This window comes from Candidatus Methylomicrobium oryzae (assembly GCF_016745425.1).
Classification (GTDB): domain Bacteria; phylum Pseudomonadota; class Gammaproteobacteria; order Methylococcales; family Methylomonadaceae; genus Methylomicrobium; species Methylomicrobium oryzae.
Genome location: NZ_JAERVK010000020.1, coordinates 56,943 through 75,504, shown reverse-complemented (window position 1 = coordinate 75,504; position 18,562 = coordinate 56,943). Strand labels below are relative to the sequence as shown.

At 60.1% G+C, this 18,562-nt stretch carries 18 protein-coding genes; 7 read left to right on the top strand and 11 right to left on the bottom strand.

Features of this window, described 5'->3' with window-relative positions; translation table 11 throughout:
• Positions 1–137: 137 nt before the first annotated feature.
• A complete protein-coding gene (gene ppc, locus JJL52_RS18915; protein WP_202054064.1) occupies positions 138–2,930 on the bottom strand; it encodes a phosphoenolpyruvate carboxylase in 2,793 nt (930 codons plus the stop codon).
• 124 nt (positions 2,931–3,054) lie between these two features.
• Here ppc and nhaR point away from each other — a divergent pair, with 124 nt between their 5' ends.
• On the top strand, positions 3,055–3,954 hold the full coding sequence (gene nhaR, locus JJL52_RS18910; protein WP_202054063.1) for a transcriptional activator NhaR: 900 nt from the start codon (positions 3,055–3,057) through the stop codon (positions 3,952–3,954).
• A gap of 332 nt (positions 3,955–4,286) precedes the next feature.
• On the opposite strand, the gene JJL52_RS18905 is transcribed toward nhaR, so the two are convergent.
• The 10 genes from JJL52_RS18905 to nifE all read right to left on the bottom strand — a co-directional run bounded on the left by JJL52_RS18905 (position 4,287) and on the right by nifE (position 12,687).
• On the bottom strand, positions 4,287–5,396 hold the full coding sequence (locus JJL52_RS18905) for a lytic transglycosylase domain-containing protein (protein ID WP_236994367.1): 1,110 nt from the start codon (positions 5,394–5,396) through the stop codon (positions 4,287–4,289).
• Between the two features lie 230 nt (positions 5,397–5,626).
• A complete protein-coding gene (locus tag JJL52_RS18900; protein WP_202054062.1) occupies positions 5,627–6,199 on the bottom strand; it encodes a nitrogen fixation protein NifQ in 573 nt (190 codons plus the stop codon).
• A gap of 74 nt (positions 6,200–6,273) precedes the next feature.
• The gene (locus JJL52_RS18895) at positions 6,274–6,624 is read right to left on the bottom strand and encodes a 2Fe-2S iron-sulfur cluster-binding protein (protein ID WP_202054061.1); all 351 of its coding nucleotides are present in this window, start codon (positions 6,622–6,624) and stop codon (positions 6,274–6,276) included.
• Between the two features lie 17 nt (positions 6,625–6,641).
• On the bottom strand, positions 6,642–6,929 hold the full coding sequence (locus JJL52_RS18890; RefSeq protein ID WP_202054060.1) for a 2Fe-2S iron-sulfur cluster-binding protein: 288 nt from the start codon (positions 6,927–6,929) through the stop codon (positions 6,642–6,644).
• A 234-nt stretch (positions 6,930–7,163) separates the two neighbouring features.
• Positions 7,164–8,444: an FprA family A-type flavoprotein gene (locus tag JJL52_RS18885; protein WP_202054059.1), complete on the bottom strand. Its 1,281-nt coding sequence runs from the start codon at positions 8,442–8,444 to the stop codon at positions 7,164–7,166.
• A complete protein-coding gene (locus tag JJL52_RS18880; protein ID WP_202054058.1) occupies positions 8,441–8,860 on the bottom strand; it encodes an ArsC/Spx/MgsR family protein in 420 nt (139 codons plus the stop codon). The genes JJL52_RS18885 and JJL52_RS18880 overlap by 4 nt, the downstream gene beginning before the upstream one ends.
• A 3-nt stretch (positions 8,861–8,863) precedes the next feature.
• Entirely contained in the window at positions 8,864–9,142 is a 279-nt protein-coding gene (locus JJL52_RS18875; protein WP_202054057.1) for a 4Fe-4S binding protein, read from the bottom strand.
• A gap of 155 nt (positions 9,143–9,297) precedes the next feature.
• Positions 9,298–9,783, bottom strand: coding sequence for a nitrogen fixation protein NifX (nifX, locus tag JJL52_RS18870; RefSeq protein WP_236994366.1), 486 nt, complete (start codon positions 9,781–9,783; stop codon positions 9,298–9,300).
• Entirely contained in the window at positions 9,774–11,171 is a 1,398-nt protein-coding gene (gene nifN / locus JJL52_RS18865) for a nitrogenase iron-molybdenum cofactor biosynthesis protein NifN (protein WP_202054056.1), read from the bottom strand. Before nifN ends, nifX begins: the two co-directional genes overlap by 10 nt.
• Before the next feature lie 4 nt (positions 11,172–11,175).
• Positions 11,176–12,687 (bottom strand): nitrogenase iron-molybdenum cofactor biosynthesis protein NifE, encoded by a 1,512-nt coding sequence (nifE, locus tag JJL52_RS18860; RefSeq protein WP_236994365.1) that lies wholly within the window; start codon positions 12,685–12,687, stop codon positions 11,176–11,178.
• A gap of 518 nt (positions 12,688–13,205) precedes the next feature.
• Between nifE and JJL52_RS18855 the strand changes: the two genes are divergently transcribed.
• The 6 genes from JJL52_RS18855 (at position 13,206) to JJL52_RS18830 (ending at position 18,383) form a co-directional block, all read left to right on the top strand.
• On the top strand, positions 13,206–13,562 hold the full coding sequence (locus JJL52_RS18855; protein WP_202054055.1) for a HesB/IscA family protein: 357 nt from the start codon (positions 13,206–13,208) through the stop codon (positions 13,560–13,562).
• Positions 13,563–13,579: 17 nt separating this feature from the next.
• A complete protein-coding gene (gene nifU, locus JJL52_RS18850) occupies positions 13,580–14,494 on the top strand; it encodes a Fe-S cluster assembly protein NifU (protein WP_202054054.1) in 915 nt (304 codons plus the stop codon).
• The gene (nifS, locus tag JJL52_RS18845) at positions 14,487–15,695 is read left to right on the top strand and encodes a cysteine desulfurase NifS (RefSeq protein WP_202054053.1); all 1,209 of its coding nucleotides are present in this window, start codon (positions 14,487–14,489) and stop codon (positions 15,693–15,695) included. Before nifU ends, nifS begins: the two co-directional genes overlap by 8 nt.
• Positions 15,696–15,768: 73 nt before the next feature.
• Positions 15,769–16,893 (top strand): homocitrate synthase, encoded by a 1,125-nt coding sequence (gene nifV / locus JJL52_RS18840; RefSeq protein WP_202054052.1) that lies wholly within the window; start codon positions 15,769–15,771, stop codon positions 16,891–16,893.
• A gap of 205 nt (positions 16,894–17,098) precedes the next feature.
• Positions 17,099–17,878 (top strand): serine O-acetyltransferase, encoded by a 780-nt coding sequence (gene cysE / locus JJL52_RS18835; RefSeq protein WP_202054051.1) that lies wholly within the window; start codon positions 17,099–17,101, stop codon positions 17,876–17,878.
• Position 17,879: 1 nt separating this feature from the next.
• Positions 17,880–18,383, top strand: coding sequence for a hypothetical protein (locus JJL52_RS18830; protein ID WP_202054050.1), 504 nt, complete (start codon positions 17,880–17,882; stop codon positions 18,381–18,383).
• Positions 18,384–18,562 lie beyond the last annotated feature (179 nt).

The window sequence follows — 18,562 nt, the reverse complement described above, 5'->3', positions numbered from 1 at the left end:
AATTCGGCGGCAACTTCCCGGATGATGTGGATGCTTTCGGCTTCCAGCTGTTTCATGTGTGTCAATTTCATCGGATCCCCTTCACGCTTGATGCTCTGTTTGCGGCGCCCTGTTCGGGACGCCCATGGTTTCGATGTTTAACCCGTATTCCGCATGCCTGCCGCGATCGCGTTAATCGTCCGCAGCAACGGTTTCATCCAGGGATTCGCGGCCGAATCCTGGTCCTCGGCCGACCGCACGCGGCGCAGCAGCACTACCTGAATGAAATTGAGCGGTCCGAGATAGTTGTTCCGGCGGCTCAACGAGTTCGCCAGCGCCTGGTTTTCGGCCAGCAACTGTTCGCTGTCCGCGACATCCAGAATCCAGTCCACGCAACGTTGATATTCGCCGTCGATCAGGCTGTGGATCCGTTTGCCGGTGTTCGAATCGGCGCACAGGCCGGCGTATTCCTTGGCGATGCTGATGTCCGACTTGCTGAGCGCCATCTGCACGTTGCCGAGCAGGTTGCGGAAAAACGGCCACTCCCGGTACATCGCCTGCAGGGTCTGCAAGCGTTCGGGCTTGCCCGCGCACCAGGTCGCGAGGCTGGCGCCGATCCCGTACCAGGCCGGAAAGGTCTGCCGCGATTGCGCCCAGGAAAACACCCAGGCGATCGCCCGCACCGATTGTTTCGACCGGTCCTGTTGCTTGCGGTGGGAAGGGCGCGAACCGATGTTCAACTGGCCGATCTCGTTGACCGGCGTCGCTTCGTAAAAATAATCCAGAAAGCCCTCGGTCCGTTCGGTCAGTTCGCGGAAGCCGTTCTCGCCGATCCGCGCCAGGTCGCTCATCACTTCCAGGTACTGCGGCGAGTCGGCCGGAACCGGCTGCACCAGGCTCACGCTGGCTTTCAGCAGCCCGGTGACGCCCATCGTCAGTTCGTAGACTGCGGTTTCCATGTTGTTGTAACGGTAGAACAGCATTTCGCCTTGCTCGGTGAACTTGATCTGGCCGCGCACTGTGTCCGGCGGTTGCGCCAGGATCGCCTCGTGGGTCGGCCCGCCGCCGCGGCCGACCGTGCCGCCCCGGCCGTGGAACAGCCGGCACTTGATCCCGCGCCGTTCGGTGATGGCGATGATCCGCTGCTGGGCCCGATACAGATTCCAGGAGGAAGACAAAATGCCGCCGTCCTTGCAGGAGTCCGAATAGCCGAGCATGATTTCCTGGCGCTTGCCCGAGGCGTCCAGCAGCGTCCGGTAGGCCGGCGTGTCCAGCAGCGCGCACACCACCGGTTCGATATGCTCCAGGTCGGTGATCGTTTCGAACAGCGGAGCCACCCCGATGTGGCAGAACCAGTGCCCGGCAATCTTGCCGGCCAGCCCGTTCTGGGCGGCGAGCAGCATTACTTCCATCACGTGGCTCGCGGCATGGGTCATCGAGATCACGTAACGGCTGAAGCAGTCCGCGCCGAGCTCCGAGCGCATCGCGGCCATCGCCGCGAACACTTCCAGGGTTTCTCGGGCCGCTCCCGATAATTTGTCCCTATCGAACACCAGGCCGCCCGGTACCGCGATTGCTTCGCTCAGTACGGCCAGCCGTTCGTCTTCCGGAAGGGCGCGGTAGTCGATCGAAAGCGCGCTCGCCAGAATCTCGGCAACGGCGTCGCTGTGACGGGTCGACTCCTGGCGCACGTCCAACTGCATCAGGTGGAAGCCGAACGTTTCGGCGAGTCGGATCAGGTCCTGCAGATCGAGACCGGCGATTTCCGCGTCGCCGTGGCGGCAGAGCGAAGCGCGGATCAATTTCAGGTCGGCAATGAAAGCATTGCAGCGGTAAGGCCATGGTGCCAGCAGGGCGGAATTTCCGGCGATCCTCTGGTCGAGCTGCGCCAGGGTCTGGTCCAGCCGGTACTTCATCAGCACCAGCTTATGCCGGTAAGGCTCCTGCATAAACGCGTTTTCCAGGGGAGAAATCGAAGTTCCCAGTTCGGCCCGGTCCTTTTCCAGACTCACCAGGAATTCCTCGGAAAACTCGCCCAGTCCGTGCGAGTGCGAAAGCTGGTCGCGCAGGCTGTCCAGCCGGGAAGCGTATTCCTGCAATATCGTTCGGGCCTGCAGACGCAAGGCCAGCACGGTCGTTTCCGGCTTCACGTTCGGATTGCCGTCGCGGTCGCCGCCGATCCAGGAGCCGTAATTCAGAAAGCTGGGGATGCGGATTTGCGCGGCGTCGTCGCCGTACACGTCCCGAAGCGCACGGTCGAAGTTCCGGTAGACTTGGGTCGTCGCCTCGAACAGGGACAACGGGAAATAGGAGAGTCCCGCATCGATTTCGTCGATAACGCCCATGCTGCGGACGCGGACTTCGTCGGTTTTCCAGAGCAGCCGGATCAGGCTGTGCAGGCGGCCGAGCACTTCCTGGCGCAGATGGCCCTTGAGTCGCGGATCGTCCAGCCTTTCATGGGTCAGGAAGATGTTGCGCAGCACGTTTTTGACGATTCGCCGTTTCGCTTCGGTCGGATGGGCGGTCATCACCGGCATATACAGTAGCTCGTCCAGCAGTGTCTGCAACTGCGCCGCGCCGACGCCGGATTCCTTTAGCTCCATCAGCGTGTCGTGAAACGAGCCTTTCCAGAAATGGCCGCCTTGCTCGGCCTTGCGCCGGCGCAGCGCCAGCCCGTAGGACTCCTCCGCGATGTTGACCAGGCTGAAGTACAGGTTGAAGGCCCGCACGACGGCACTGAGCGCCTCCGGCGGCAGCGGGTCGATCACCTTGAAGATCTGCCGCATCCTGGCCGCCATGTCATGCCGGTGCAGATGGCTGAAATCGCGCTGGAGTTCGCGCACAGTCGACGAGACCTGGACGTCCGCTTCTTTTTCCAGAACTTCCCCGAGCAGCGAGTCCAGGAGTTTGATGCGGCGGCGGAGTTCTTTATCGTCGTAATCACTATTCATGGATGCACTTTTTTCCTTAAGCTGGTAGACGGATTGATGGCTTAAAGCTTACTGACCCGAGTTTGAATAGTAAAATAGAATATATCTATTCTTTTTATCGGAAAAACCGATACGGGTTACTGCCGTGAGCCGACTCAATTACCAGCATTTGTTTTACTTCTGGAACGTCGTTAAGGAAGGAAGCATCTCGCGCGCCAGCGAAAAACTGCATTTGGCCCAGCCGACGGTCAGCGGTCAGTTGGCGATTTTCGAACAGGCGGTCGGCGAAAAGCTTTATTACAAGGATGGGCGCAAGCTGGTCCTGAGCGACACGGGGCGCACGATTTTCCGTTATGCGGAGGAAATCTTCACGCTCGGCCAGGAATTGAACCAGACCCTGCGCGGGCGCAGCGGGGGACGCGGATTGCGGCTCAACGTGGGCGTGGCGGACGCCTTGCCGAAACTGATCGCCTACCGACTGCTGGAGCCGGCGCTCAGAGCCAATGAGCCGGTTCAATTGACCTGCCACGAGGACAAGGCCGAACGGCTGATTGCGGAGCTTGCCCTGCACAGCGTCGATCTGGTGCTCTCGGACATTCCGGCTACGCCGTCGGTCGGGATTCGGGTGTTCAATCACCTGCTCGGCGAATGCGAAGTGGCGGTGTTCGGTGTCGAGGAACTTGCGGAACGTTATACGGAGAATTTTCCGTATTCCTTGAACGGCGCTCCGCTGTTGGTGCCGACGCAGAATACGGCGCTGAGGCGCTCGCTGGACCAGTGGTTCGATACGGAAGGGATTTGCCCGGACATCAAGGCGGAGATCGAGGACAGCGCCCTGCTGAAAACGTTTGCGATTGCCGGGGTAGGGATGTTCGTCGCGCCGGTCGCGATCGAGGCCGAACTTCAGCGGCAGTACAATGCGCAAAAAATCGGCAGGATCGATCACGTGTTCGAGCGTTTTTATGCGATTACCGCGCAGCGCAAGCTAAAGCATCCGGCGGTGATGGCGATACTGGAAAACGCGAGTCGGGGATTATTCGTCTGATCCGAAAATTCGACGCTCAATGGCTGTCGGAATGATCGATACAATGAGTCCCCGGCCGTGGAGCCCTCGTATGATTTCAGTCCGTAGGCCGGATAAGCGCAGTGCATCCGGCGACGGCAATGCGGGGGATGCGCTGCGCTTATCCGGCCTACGAGCCAATAACTTAGGATTTGGCTCCAAATAACTTCCCGGCCCAAGACCTGCCAGGTTTTAAAAACCCGGCAGGTTTACCACCCCTACCAGCAAGTTAATATCGGCCAAATCCCTACCGGCATTGGGCCGCGAGCCCCGTATGATTTCAGGGGCATTCCCTCGCAAATTCAAAAAGCCGTTTATTTTTCGGCCGCCGCGGCATTCAAAGGCGCTAAGGCGTTACCGCTCAAGTTAATCTTCCGCAAGCCATTCTTCTCGGCATACATCCCTTCTTCCGGAAAATACTGCGCCGGATCGCTGGCGATCTCGCGCGCCGCCAGGAATTGCGCATAATAGTTACGGGAGGCGAAGCCGAATGCAGGGCTTGCGTAGTTTTGCACAATGCGGGCAAAGTCGGGGCCGAACTGGCCCTGCGCACGCTTCATGCCGTTAATGCCGTGGTTGTAGGAGGTAATCGCCGCGGGCCAGTTCCCCAGCATGCTGTAGGCGTAGCCGAGATAATTGGCCGCGCCGACCGCGGAAGCGTAAGGATCGAGACGCCGGTCCGCGCGATGGCTGCCGGGCATGAACCGTTTCGCGGCGGCTTTGGTGAACTGCCACATGCCGACCGCGCCGGCGGAGGAGCGGGCCGCCGGTTGAAACGAGGATTCGACATGGGGCAGGTAAGCCAGGTCTTCCGGCAGGCCGGCGTCGCGGAATATCTTTCGGAACTGCCGGTCATAGCCTGCGCTGATCTCGATACCGCGTTTGAAGCGTTCGCGCGTCCCGCGCTGCGCATGGACCCGTTCGGCGGCGCCGTTCAAAAGGCTGGCGAGCGCTCTGCCGCTGCTTTCCAGCCTGGCGATCAGTTCGCGGTCGCCGGCATTCAACGGTGCGTTGTAGCGCACTTTGCTTTCCAGAACGGCCAATTGGGCCTTCCAGAAATTGCGGCGCCGGCTGACGATATCCTTTTGTTCGGAGGTCAGGCTTTCGTCGACATAACCCGGCAATCTGATCACTTCGTAGATGACGTTCAGATGACGGTCGTCATGAAGCACCACTTCCGAACGCCGCCACTTCACATAGACATTGCGCCAAAACTCCACCGCCGGTTCCAGTTCGCCGGGTTTCAAAAAGAGGCCGGAGTAAGTCGCTACCGGTTCATAGAGCTTCCGCGGAGCTGCAGCTACTGCCAGGGAAGAGGGCGCATGGATTCGAGGTTCCTCGCGGACGATAGTCTGGCCGCCGCAGGCGTTCAGCCCCATCGCGATCGCCGATGAAAGCCACATCCGCATCATCAATCGTTTCATTTTGCGTCGAAAGAACGGTGAAAAATTTGCCGGAGAAAGAAACAAAACAACCGCTTAGAAGCGCTGCTCTGCTTTGCGAAGTTTTAAAATAATCTTAGTCCATTCCGAGCTTGAGAAACAGTTAATTTTTTGTTGTTCGGCATAAGGAAAGAGGATTAACGAAAAAAATCCTTTCTCTGGGGGACCGTCCCGATCGCGCTCGTTATGCCGGGCGCATGCGACGAATGCAATCAGGTCTCTGCGCCGAAACAGGCGGGATAATCCAGGCAGACTTCGCAGGAAGGCGCCCGGCAGACGTAGAGACCTTCCGCCTCGCAGAGCTGCTTGTAGATGAATTTCTTCCACTTCATGTCGCGGTTGTTCCGCGCGGCCATTTCGGGGAAATTGTGGCCGAGCAGCGCCGACAATTCCTTGCGGTTCCACAGGCCCAGGTCCTGCCAGAGATGGTCGCTGCCGAGGCAGGCGGCGACGATGATCGCGATGAGCCATTCGGTTTCCGGGCCCGGTACCGCGGCGAAGCGGCGCAGGAAACATTCGAGGTCCTGCTTTTCGAGCATCCGGCTGAAATCGAGGGATTTGCCGGAGGGTGCGATCGGGCTCAATCGATAGCCGGGGAAGCGCTCGGCCAGTAAACGGCCGAATTCGCTTTCATCCAGCCCGAGCGCATTCGGCAGCACGCCTTCGCCGGCCTGCCAGCTGGCAATCATCTGGGCGAGCCAGCGGCCGTTGGCCGAGCCGTCGGCGAATGCCGTCAGGTTCCGATAATACTGCTCGCGCGATAAAGGCTTTCTTAATGGTTGCATGGCGTATCCCCCATCATGGCATCGCAGTCGGCCTGCGGAGAGCCGGCCGAACGGCTCGGAAAATTTCCCCCGGATCAGTATTCGACCCGGATATCCTCGTCGCGGACGATCATCTGGCAGGCCAGGCGCCATTCGGACGGCAAATCATCGACGAGCATTTTTTCGAGATCCTCGGCGGTCAACTTGCCGAGCTGCTTCAGCACGGTTTTTTCCTTGTCGGTCAGCGGGCCGCCCATGCGCTCGCGATTTTTGTCGAGGGAAGTCACTTTCACGACGCAGGTGCCGCATTCGCCGTCCTGGCAGGAAAAATTGATCGGAATCTTGTTTTCCAGCGCCAGTTTCAGAATCGTTTGGGTATGGCTGCCGGCCACCGCGTAGACGGTTTTATCGCGGTATTCGGGGTTGGTAAACATGACTAATGCCATAATCGAGGTCCTCCGGGTCAAGCGGGTTTGACGGAAATATGGCCGGTCAGCAGCTGGGCCTGGCAGGCCAGCCGGTTATGCTTGCCGGCCATGTTTTCGCGCAGGATTTTGTCTTCCAGCACCGAAGGTTCGCTGAGGTTGTTCCAGCCGTCGGTGATTTTCATCAGGCAGGTGCCGCAGTCGCCTTCCCGGCAGCCGTAGGTGATTGCCGATCCGACTTTTTCCGAAACCTCGATGACCCGGGTTCCTGCCGGCACGGTAACGGTAATGTTGATGTCTTCGAAAGTAATGGTCGCTTTCGCCATAGATATGCTCCTGAATGGGTATTGTTATGGGATGGAAAACGTTATTGCCGCCTGTCCCTGATCCGGCATTTTGACGGTTTCCGGTTTTTATCGCTTTGCAGCCATATTTCTGGGGGTCGGGTTGCACGATTTTCGCCATCCGGCCACACTGGACGTTTCCGAATCGGCGCGTTACGGCAGTGGAAAATGCGGATGCGGCGTAAAAACCGTCCACAATCGCGCCGTAATCCGCTTTCATGCCAGATCCGCGAAATTGATCATTTTCGCCTCCCTAAGCCCCATCAATTCCTGGGCCAGTTCCAGGCCGAACGCCTTGCATTCGAGGATCTCGTCGTCGGTTGGGATCAGTTTGACCCGGAGGCCCGGAATCGGCACCCTGAGCTTCAGTCCGCGCAGGCGGTCTTCGACCAGACGCACGCCTTCGCCGGTCCAGCCGTAGGAGCCGAACACGCCGCCGAGTTTGTTCTTCAGATTTACGACCGTCAGCGAGGAGAGCAGGTCCCAGATCGGCTTGACCGCGTCGCCGTTGATCGTCGGAGTGCCGAGAATCAGGCCGTCGGCTTCTTCGATCAGATCGACGAAGGGGGCGACCTCGCCGCCTTCCAGGTCGTACAGCGACACGCGCACGTCGTCGACCTGCAGGGCGCCCTGGTAAATCGCCTCGGCCATGCGCCGGGTATTGCCGTACGAGCTGATGTAGAAAATCAGCAAGGTCTTCTGCTGCGGGCTGATCTCGCTGTGCAAGGCCGGACTGGACAGCTGGCGGTAACGCTGGATGTAGCGGTCGGGCCGGTCGCGCAGGATCGGGCCGTGCGTCGGCGCGATCAGCTTCAGCGGCAACGGTTCGATCAGTTCCAGCGCGCGCAGCACGTATTCCTTGAACGGGCGCATGATGTGCGCGTAGTAATATTCGAACGAAAAGCGGAAATCGCCGGCCCTGTCGTTGAACAGGCGGTCGTCGCAGAAATGGCAGCCGAACACGTCGCCGGAAAACAGCATCGCTTCCTCGGGCAGGTAGGTGCATTGCGTATCGGGCCAGTGCAGGTAGGGCGTGTGCAGAAACTGCAGCGAACGGTCGCCCAGCGATACCGTATCGCCGGTCACGACCGGCGTAAAATGCAGATTCTCCTGTTTCAACAGGCCTTTCAGCATCGACTGGGCTTTTTGCGAAATATAAAGTTGCGCGCCGGGCGCGCGCCGCATCAATTCGGGCAGCGCGCCGGTATGGTCGGGTTCCAGGTGGTTCAGCACGATCACCTTGATTTCCGCATAGTCGGCGACGCTTTCGAGGCGGGCGAAAAAAACGTCCGCGAAACCTTCCTTGACCGTGTCGATGACCGCCACGCCCTCGCTGCCGCGCACGACGTAGGCGTTGTAGCTGGTGCCGTTGGCGGTTTTCAGGATGATGTCGAAAGTTCTGAGGTGGGGGTCGAAGGCGCCGACCCAATGCACCCGCTCCGATAACGGGACCGCGACGGGAACGCCGTCCGGGCTTTCGAGCACGATCCGGTTCATGATCCGCAGGCCGAGGAAGCGGCGCGTTTCGGACAGCTTTCGAGGTCCTGGCCGTCCATGTCGGCTTCCAGCCACGCCTCGACCGTTTCGGTATCGAAGCCGGCGCGCCGGCGCCCGTCCGCTTCGAGCAGCGGCCGGCGGATCAGCAGCGGGTCGGCAATCATCAAGGCGATTGCCTGTGCTTCGTCGAGCGCTTCCGGCAGCACTTCGCCGTTCTTGATTGCCGGCGCGCTGCGGTTGAACCAGTCCGCAACCGGCAAGTCGCCGAAAAACGAACGCAGCTTGTCGGGCGTCTCCGCCCACGGCTGCCGCAAGAGGTCATGGACGAACAGTATGTGCCCCGCTTCCAGCAGCAATTCCCGCTGCCGTTTGTTGCCGGCGCAGCCGGGCTTTTCGTAAAAATGGACGACGGCCATGGCTTAGTGGGCTTGCAGTTCCGCCATCGCTTCGGCCATTCTTTCCGGCGGAATGCCGGTCAACGAACCGGGCGGATTGATCGGCGCGCCGAGCTTGTCCAGAATCGCCCCTTCGATCGGGCAGATGCTGGCGCATTGCGGATCTTTATAATCGTCTTCGCATTCGGTGCATTTGCGCGGATTGATCATGAAATGCGTTTTGCCCATGAAAATCGCCTTGCTCGGGCACAAAGGCTCGCAGGCGTAGCAGTTCACGCAGGATTCGATGATTTTTAAGGCCATGAGGATTCTCCCGTTAATCTGTAAGAATGACGTTTGAGCCGCAGCTTAACGTAGGGTACGCTGCGCGTACCTTGATTTTGATTTAATCGAGCACCCGAAAAAGGTACGCACAGCGTACCCTACGGAATTCCATGGCGGGCAGCTCAGATGCAAACCTATTCATCCCAGCCTTCCTCCGCCATCGCATCGAAGCGTTCGGGAGCGGGGCCTTTGCTTTGATTGATCGCCTTGGCCAGCCAGGCGGAGGGGCCGGATTTCATCTCGGCCTGCAGGTCGGCCAGAAGGTCCTTGATCACACTGCCTTCGTGCACCTTGATCGGCTGGATGCCCTGAGCGACGATCTGCTTGATCGCCGAGGCGCCGATCGCCTGGCAGTACACTGCCGCGCAGCCGTCCAGCAGTTGAATCTTGACCGACAGCTTGTCTTCGTTACCGTCCTGGGAAAGATTGCCGAACTCCGCGGCTTCGAGCAGTTCCGTCCGCTCCGGGTCGACCGCGTAGAGCGCGAAGGATTTGGCGGAACCGAAGTGCTGGTTGACGTGCACCATATCGGTGGTGGCGAAAGCGACTTTGATCGCGGTTTCCATAGGCATCCTCTGTTCGTGGTGATGCACGACCTGCATCCTTCGGGTTAATGACATGACGGCGGGCAGGCGTGGCGTTCGGATTCGGTTTTTTGCGCGTAGGGAGAGCGGTAGACCGCGATCCCTTCATGCGCGAAATTGATGACCAGATTGGCCAGGTCGAACAGGGCTTGGCGCGTGCCGCGATAGCCGATCCAGGTTTTCTGGTAGCCGCCGATAATGTCGTAAAGCGGAAAGCCGGCGCGCAGGATCAGGATGCCGAGACGCGCCGCGCTGGCTGCCGCATGCGAATTGCCGATCAGGAGCTGGGCTTTGCGTTCCTTGGCGAGAAGTTCCAGGTCTTCCAGGTCGCCGATCTTGACACGCTCTAGCGGCAGCGCAGACAGGATCGGCGCGTTCGCCGCACTGACAGCGGCGACGACTTCGCCGCCCATGCCTTGAATTAGATGGGTAAACGCATTCAACGGGTCGGGATCGGCGGCGATCGCGACCCTGAGCTGGCCGAGCATGAAATGGGTGTCGAGCATCGCATCCTGGAGCTGTGCGCGCTGGCGTTCGATCCGTGGCGGCACCGGCAGTTCGCTGATTTGGGCAAGCGCCATGACCAGCGCATCATTCGCCTCCAGGCCGTACAGATGATCGAAATAATGGCTCGGTACGCCGGTTTTTTCCTGCAGCAGTTCGCCTGTTTTGCGGAGCGATGCGCCGATCACGATCGTGGCCTTCGCTTCGCCCAGCGTCTTAAGTTCCGAAACCGGGGTGCCGCCGATCGTGACCGGCGAGAATTCGTCGTCGGTCAGGCTGCCGTCCAGCGAATCGGACAGGTCGGGCACCAGCACCGGCCTGAGGTTGAATTGCTCGATCAGATCGCGCAACGCTTCCAGATCGCCCGGCGTCAGCATCGGGCTCGTCAGCACGTTCACCTGCCGTTGGCGGGCGCCCGGCCGGGTATTGGCGGCCGCGCGGTCCGGTACCAGGGCCTTGACGATTTCATAAAGGGTCGCGGCATAGCCGGTTTCGACGCAGCCGGTAAAGTCCGGCGTATTGACCGCGACGACTGCGACGTGATCGAACTGGGGATACTTGGCCCGAAACTCGCGCACGTTGCGGTGCACGTCCGCGCCCTGGGTTTCGGCGAGGCCGGTGGTCAGCACCGCGATCAGCGCCGGGTTCGATTTTTCGGCGATCGCTTTCAATCCCTCGACCACGTTTTCGTCCGCGCCCAGCACCGAACTGCTCTGGTCCATCGCGGTCGTTTGCAGCGGAATCGGCTCGCGGAAATGGCGCACGAAAAACACCTTCGCGAACGCGGTGCAGCCTTGCGAGCCGTGCAGCATCGGAATCGCCCGGTCGAAGCCGAGGCAGGCCAATGAGCCCCCCATCGGCTGGCTGGCTTTCAGCGGGCTGACCGAAAGGGCCTTGTTGCGTTTGATAATATCGGCCATAAATTTACTCCCCCGTAGGGTACGCTGTGCGTACCTTTGCCGAGCCTGATCCGCAGCGGCTACCGGTACGCACAGCGTACCCTACGGCGGATTTGTTCTGTTGCCGAGACATTTGCTGTTCCAGCGCCAAGGTTTTTGAGGCGCGCCACGGTGCCGGTTTGCGCACCGCCTCCCAGACCGGGCTTTCGAGCGTCAACGCCAATTGCCGGACCAGTTCCAGCATCCCTTCGTAGCCTGCATAACCGAATTCGCGTTCCTGATTGATGTCGAGAAACGGAATCCGCGCCTTCAATGCGGTGTACATGTTCCGTCCGCCCGCGATCAGAATGTCGGCCTTATAATCACGGACGACTTTCAGCAGCGCTTTCGGGCTGCCGTCCTCAATCATCAAGGTGTCTTCGCCCATCAGTTCGCGGATCCTGGCCTTGTCTTCCTCGGTCGATTTCTTGGTGCCGGTTGCGACGACCACCATGCCCAGATCCTGCAGCGCCGAGATTACCGACCAGCTTTTCACGCCGCCGGTGAACAGCAGCACCCGTTTGCCTTTCAGCCGTTCGCGCCAGGGGGCGAGCGCGGCGTGGATGCGGGCCTCTTCCCGGACGATGATTGCTTCGGTACGGGCGCACAGGTCGGGATCGTTAATCACCCGCGCGAAATCGCGCAGCGCCTGGCTGGTATCGGTGATCCCGTAGAAACTGCCTTCGAACCACGGTGTGCCGTAGGACTTGTTCAGGCGGCGGGCGACGTTCACCATCGCTTTCGAGCAGACCATCATGTTCACCTCGGCCTTGTGCATCGTCTGCACTTCCCGGAAACGGGCGTCGCCGGACAGCGTGCACAGCACCCTAAGGCCCATCTCGTCAAGCAGCGGCAGCACATGCCAGAATTCGCCGGCGATGTTGTATTCGCCGACCAGATTCACGTCGTGGATTCTGAAGCCGGGCCGCTCCACCCCCGGGGGCAGCGGGTCGGGATCGCGGGTGCCGACCACGTGGTTCACCATCGCGTCGCCAGCGATCCGGTTGCCGAGGTTCTTGGTGCCGTAGAAGCCGGCGCAGTCGATCGGCACGACCGGCACGCCCCAGCGCTCCGAGGCCTCCTTGCAGACCGCGTTCAGATCGTCGCCGACCAGGGCCGGCACGCAGGTGTTGTAAACGAAAACCGCCGGCGGAGCGTAGCTGTCGATCGCCTGCTTGATCGCATGGAACAGCCGCTTTTCGCTGCGCCCCATCACCACATCCTGTTCGGTCAGGTCGGTGGTCATGCCGATCCGGTACAGCTCGGAACCGGACGAGCGGGTGCCCCGGTTGTCCCAGGAACTCCCCGCGCAGGCGATCGGTCCGTGCACGATATGGGCGACATCGGCGATCGGCAGCAGCGCAATCTGCGCGCCGTCGAACGCGCAGCCGCCGGCCGCCGAGCCGGGCTTGGGTTTGGAACAGCCGGACTTTTCCTTCTTGTTGTGTTCGCAAGCCGGTTCGTCGAGCAGTTCGGCAATGTCTTTGGTTGATTTCATGGGTGGCACCTTCAGGTCTTTGTTGATGACGAAGCAACCGGCGTGCCATTTTTTAAGCAATTGAATTTGTTTGTGTTATTTGGTTTTTGCGTTGTAAGGAATACGACAAAATGGGGTGGGCAGGAAGAAAATGAACGTATCGGGGAATTCCGTAAACCCTATGTTTTCGAAGCACCCAAATAAAAAGTCCGGCTGAAGCGAAGACTGAATGGTTCGGAATGTTCTTATTATCGTTTCCCCCTTATGGCGCGTTTGCGCTTCAGCGGTTCCCATCTACCTAATGGCCGGCAATGCGGCTATCTTTTCCCTCATTCATTATCGAAACATGCTTCAGTATTCGTTTTTGTCGCAAACCTGACAATTCCCCTTCCTTTGTCGCGAACAACCTCTCCGATTTTTCCCGGCCAATTTCGGATTCCCCTCTTCAATGTCCGGTTTGACTGAGTTTCCCGCTTCTGGCACGGCGGTTGCTTTATCTCTGGCAAGCGCATTGCAAAACCGTTTCAGGAGACTCCAATATGATTACCCTAACCGAAAACGCCGTAAAAGCCGTGGGCCGGTTTATTGCCGGCTCCGGCAAGCCGAGCAGCGGACTCCGGATCGAAGTGACCGACGGCGGTTGCTCCGGCTATTCCTATGGCTTGCGTCTTGAAGAAAAGCAAACCCAGGACGACACCGTGATCGACTGCGGCGAAGTGAAAGTCTTCATCGATCCGGTCAGTCTGCCGATGCTGGACGGCATGTCGATCGATTTTGTCGACAGTCTGGAAGGCTCCGGCTTCAAGTTCACCAATCCGAACGCGGCCAAGAGCTGCGCCTGCGGCTCGTCGTTCAGTACCGACGGTCAAGGCGGCACGCCGAAAACCTGTTCTTAACGAGAGAGGATGCCGCCATGTGGGATTATTCGGACAAAGTCAAAGAACATTTCTTCAACCCGAAAAACGCCGGTGCGGTCGCGAATGCGAATGCGATCGGCGAAGTCGGATCGATCAGCTGCGGCGACGCCCTGCGTCTGACTCTCCGCGTCAACGAAGCGTCGGAGGTGATCGAGGACGCCGGCTTCCAGACCTTCGGCTGCGGTTCGGCGATCGCCTCGTCTTCGGTGCTGACCGAGATCATCAAGGGTATGACGCTGGATGAAGCGTTAAAGGTCACCAACAACGACATCGCCGCCGAGCTCGACGGCCTGCCGCCGGAAAAGATGCACTGCTCGGTGATGGGCCGCGAAGCCCTGCAGGCTGCGGTCGCCAACTACCGCGGCGAGGAATGGAAGGACGACCACGAGGAAGGCGCGCTGGTCTGCAAATGCTTCGCGATCGACGCCGTGATGATCGAGGAAATGGTCTGGGCCAACAAGCTGCGCACGGTTGAGGATGTAACCAACTATACCAAGGCCGGCGGCGGCTGCGCGGCCTGCCACGAGGACATCGAGGCGATTCTGGAAAAGGTGCTGAAGGAGCGCGGCGAAACTTTCGATCCGAACGCGGCGCCGATCGAAAAGTCGATCATCACCGCCGAGAAAAAGCCGTTGACCAATCTGCAACGGATCAAAAAGATCGAGGAAGTGCTGACCTCCCTGCGTCCGCAATTGATGGCCGACGGCGGCGACGTCGAACTGGTCGAGGTGATCGACAACATCGCCTACGTGAACATGACCGGCGCCTGCAACGGCTGCCAGATGGCCGCGATGACAATCGCCGGGATTCAGCAGCGGCTGATGGAAGTGCTCGGCGAATTCATCCGCGTCGTGCCGGCTTCACAAATGCCTTCCAAACTGGTCAACATTCAGGAGGCCAGCCATGCCTGACATCTATCTGGACAATAACGCCACCACCAAGGTGGACCGCGCGGTCGTTGATGCGATGCTGCCGTTCTTTACCGAACAGTTCGGCAATCCCTCATCGATCCACCGCTTCGCCGACGGCGTGGCGCGGGCGATCAAAAAAGCCCGCGGCCAGGTGCAGGAGCTGCTCGGTGCCGAACACGACTCCGAGATCATTTTCACTTCCTGCGGCACCGAATCGGATTCGACCGCGATTCTGTCCGCGATCAAGGCCCAGCCGAACCGCAAAGAGATCATCACCACCGCGGTCGAGCATCCGGCGATTTTGAACCTCTGCGAACATCTCGAAAAGGAGGGCTACACGATCCACCGGATGCCGGTCGATCGCTGCGGCCGGCTGAATCTCGAAGCGTACAAAAATCTGCTCTCCGACCAGGTCGCGATCGTTTCGGTGATGTGGGCGAACAACGAAACCGGGACCATTTTTCCGGTCGTCGAAATGGCCGAGATGGCCCATGCGGCAGGCGTGATGTTCCATACCGACGCGGTGCAGGCGGTCGGCAAGATCCCGATGATGCTGCAGGATACCCAAATCGACATGCTGTCGCTGTCTGGCCACAAGCTGCATGCGCCGAAAGGCATCGGCGTGTTGTACCTGCGCCGCGGCACCCGTTTCCGGCCGCTTTTGCGCGGCGGCCATCAGGAGCGCGGCCGCCGGGCCGGTACCGAGAATACCGCGTCGATCGTGGGGCTCGGCAAGGCGTGCGAACTGGCGATCGAACACATGGAGTTCGAGAACATCCAGGTCAAGGCGATGCGCGACCGTCTGGAGCGCGGCATCGTCGAACAGATTCCGCACTGCTTCATTACCGGCGACCTGAACAATCGGCTGCCGAATACGACCGACATCGCGTTCGAGTATATCGAAGGCGAGGCGATCCTGATGCTCTTGAACAAGGCCGGCGTCGCGGCATCGAGCGGTTCGGCCTGTACGTCCGGATCGCTGGAACCGTCGCACGTGATGCGGGCGATGAGTATTCCCTACACCGCCGCACACGGCACGATCCGCTTCTCGTTCTCGCGCTACAACACGATGAGCGAGGTGGACGAAGTGTTGAAGGTGATGCCGGACATCGTCGCCGCCCTTCGAAAATTGTCGCCGTACTGGGACGGCAACGGTCCGGTTGCGAATCCGGAAGAGGCCTTCAAGCCGACCTATGCGTAGGGTACGCTGTGCGTACCATTTGCAGACTGATATAACCTCCAAAAGGTACGCACAGCGTACCCTACGATGAATTATGAAAACTGAACCCCGCATGATCATCATCGACGACACCACGCTCCGCGACGGCGAACAGTCCGCCGGGGTGGCGTTCTCGCTCGACGAAAAGCTCGCAATCGCGGCGCAACTGGCGGCGATGGGGGTGCCGGAGCTCGAAATCGGCATTCCGGCGATGGGTCCGCAAGAGCGGGACGAGATACGCGCCATCGCCGCACTGAATCTCTCCAGCGATCTTTTGGTCTGGTCGCGGATGCGCCGGGACGACTTGCAGCATTGCCAGGGGCTCGGCGTCGGTAGGGTCGATCTGTCGATCTCCGCTTCCGACCAGCATATCCGCCACAAATTGAAGCAAAGCCGCGCCTGGGTGCTGAGCACGATCGACGCCTGCGTGAAGGCCGCGGCCGATGCGGGGCTTAAGGTGTGCGTCGGCTGCGAGGATGCCTCCCGCGCCGACAGTGATTTTCTCGTGCAAATGGCCGAAACGGCGGAGCGGGCAGGGGCGATCCGGATCCGCTTTGCCGATACGGTCGGCGTGATGGAACCGTTCGGGGTGCTGAACGCGATCCGCAAACTGCGCAGTGCGACTTCGATGGATATCGAGATGCACGCGCACGACGACTTGGGTCTTGCGACCGCGAACACGCTGGCCGCGGCCGTTGCCGGCGCGACACATCTGAACACCACCGTGAACGGGCTTGGCGAACGGGCCGGAAACGCGGCGCTGGAAGAAGTGGTGGTCGGCCTGCGCCAGCTTTACGGCATCGAAACCGGCATCGATCTCGGCGATTTTCCTGCCTTGTCGCACCAGGTCGCCACCGCCTCGGGCGACACGATCGGCAGCCGCAAAAGCCTGATCGGCCGCGACGTGTTCAGCCATGAGGCGGGCATCCATGTCGACGGCCTGCTGAAAGATCCGGCCAATTACCAGGGCGTCGATCCGGCCGTGGTCGGCCGCCGCCACCAACTGGTGCTGGGCAAGCATTCGGGCAGCCAGGGCGTGATGCATGCCTACCGGCAGCTCGGCATCCCGATCGACCGCGGTCAGGCCGGCCGCCTTTTGCCGCTGATCCGCGAATTCGTCAGCCTGCACAAACGTTCGCCGCAGCCGGCCGAACTGAACCGATTTTTACACAGCTTATAGCGAGGTGTACGATGAACCGCCGTTCCGAATTTTATTCAACCTCAACTGATTTTGCGGAAACGCGGACCGAAGATTGCTGCGATTCGCCATGCTGCTCCCCCCTGCCAATGCACCACTTCGTGCCGGGAGACGATCGTTATCCCGGCACATTTTTTCGGGTGCCGGCCATGCCGGTTCCGGGTAAAACCTCCTGGAGCCTCAAGAAATGATGTTTTTCGTGCCGTCCGGGCACAGCGCCTGGAGCCGCCTCTGGCAGGACTGGCGCAGCGACGTCGGCTGCGTGTTCGCCCGCGACCCGGCGGCGCGCAGCCTGGCTGAAGTGCTGCTGACCTATCCGGGCGTGCATGCGGTGCTGCTTTACCGGGTCGCCCACCGCTTATGGCGGGCCGACCGCAAACTGGCGGCAAGGTTCTTGGCGGCCTTCGCCCGCTGGCTGACCAATGTCGACATTCATCCCGGCGCGACGATCGGCAAACGGTTTTTCATCGATCACGGCGCCTGTGTCGTGATCGGCGAAACCGCCGAAATCGGCAGCGACGTGACCCTCTATCACGGGGTGACCCTGGGCGGGACGAGCTGGAGCCAGCACAAGCGGCATCCGACGCTCGGCGACAACGTGCTGGTCGGCGCCGGGGCGAAGATCCTCGGCCCGATCACGCTCGGCAACAATGTCCGGGTCGGCGCGAATTCGGTAGTCGTGAAGGACGTGCCGCCCTGCTGCACGGTGATCGGCATTCCCGGCCGGATCATCCAGCAGAAAGGCGTGAAGATTCAGGACCCGCGGGGGATCGATCTGGATCACCATCTGGTACCGGACCCGATCGGCAAGGCGATCGGCTGCCTGTCCGAGCGGCTCGACAAGCTGGAAGCGAATCAGGAGCGTTTCGGCGTCGTGATGGAGGAAGACTGCAGCCGTTGCGAAGCGGAAGAGGTTTGCCGCGGCGACGAGATCGGCCCGATCAAAAAAACGGCGGGCGGACGCTGAGATGGACCTGCTCCAATTCGACGCCCGCGATCTGTATTTCGAAACGGAGGACAGCGAGGACGTACAAAACCTGATCCGTTCCGCCTCCGAAATGTACGGCAGCGGGAGCGCCGAGCTGCCGCTTTTGCAGGCTTATTTGCGGGCCCCGGAGTCACTGAACGTGCTGGTCGCTCTGAACCGGTTCTATTACTACCAGCATCGGCTGGCCGAAGCGTTGCTGATTGCGGAGAAGGCCTTGGCCTTGATCCGGCGCGATGTGGGTTTTCCCGATGATTGGCGGCAGCTCGAAACGCAGCATATCAGCGAAGCGCCGAGAGAACGGCTGACCCGAATCCGCTTGTACCTGTTCACGCTGAAATCGATCGGATTCCTGCACATGCGGATGAAGAACCTGGCGCTGAGCCGCAGCATCTTCGAGCGGCTGGTTATGCTGGACGGCAAGGACCGGATCGGCGCGAAGGCCTTGCTGGAGTTGGTCGAACGGAGCGAAGAAAGCGTTTCCTGAGTAGAGTACGCGCTGCGTACCTTGTGCTGAGCGTTACATCGCTTAATCGCCCCAAAGCGAAGGTTCAATGCTGCGGTTTCGGGTTGCGGCCGACCGGTGTTAGCGCAGGAATTTCATCTTTGTAGGAGTTCGTCATGTTGAAAGAAAAGACCGACAAGCTGTTTGCGCTGGTTCCGCTG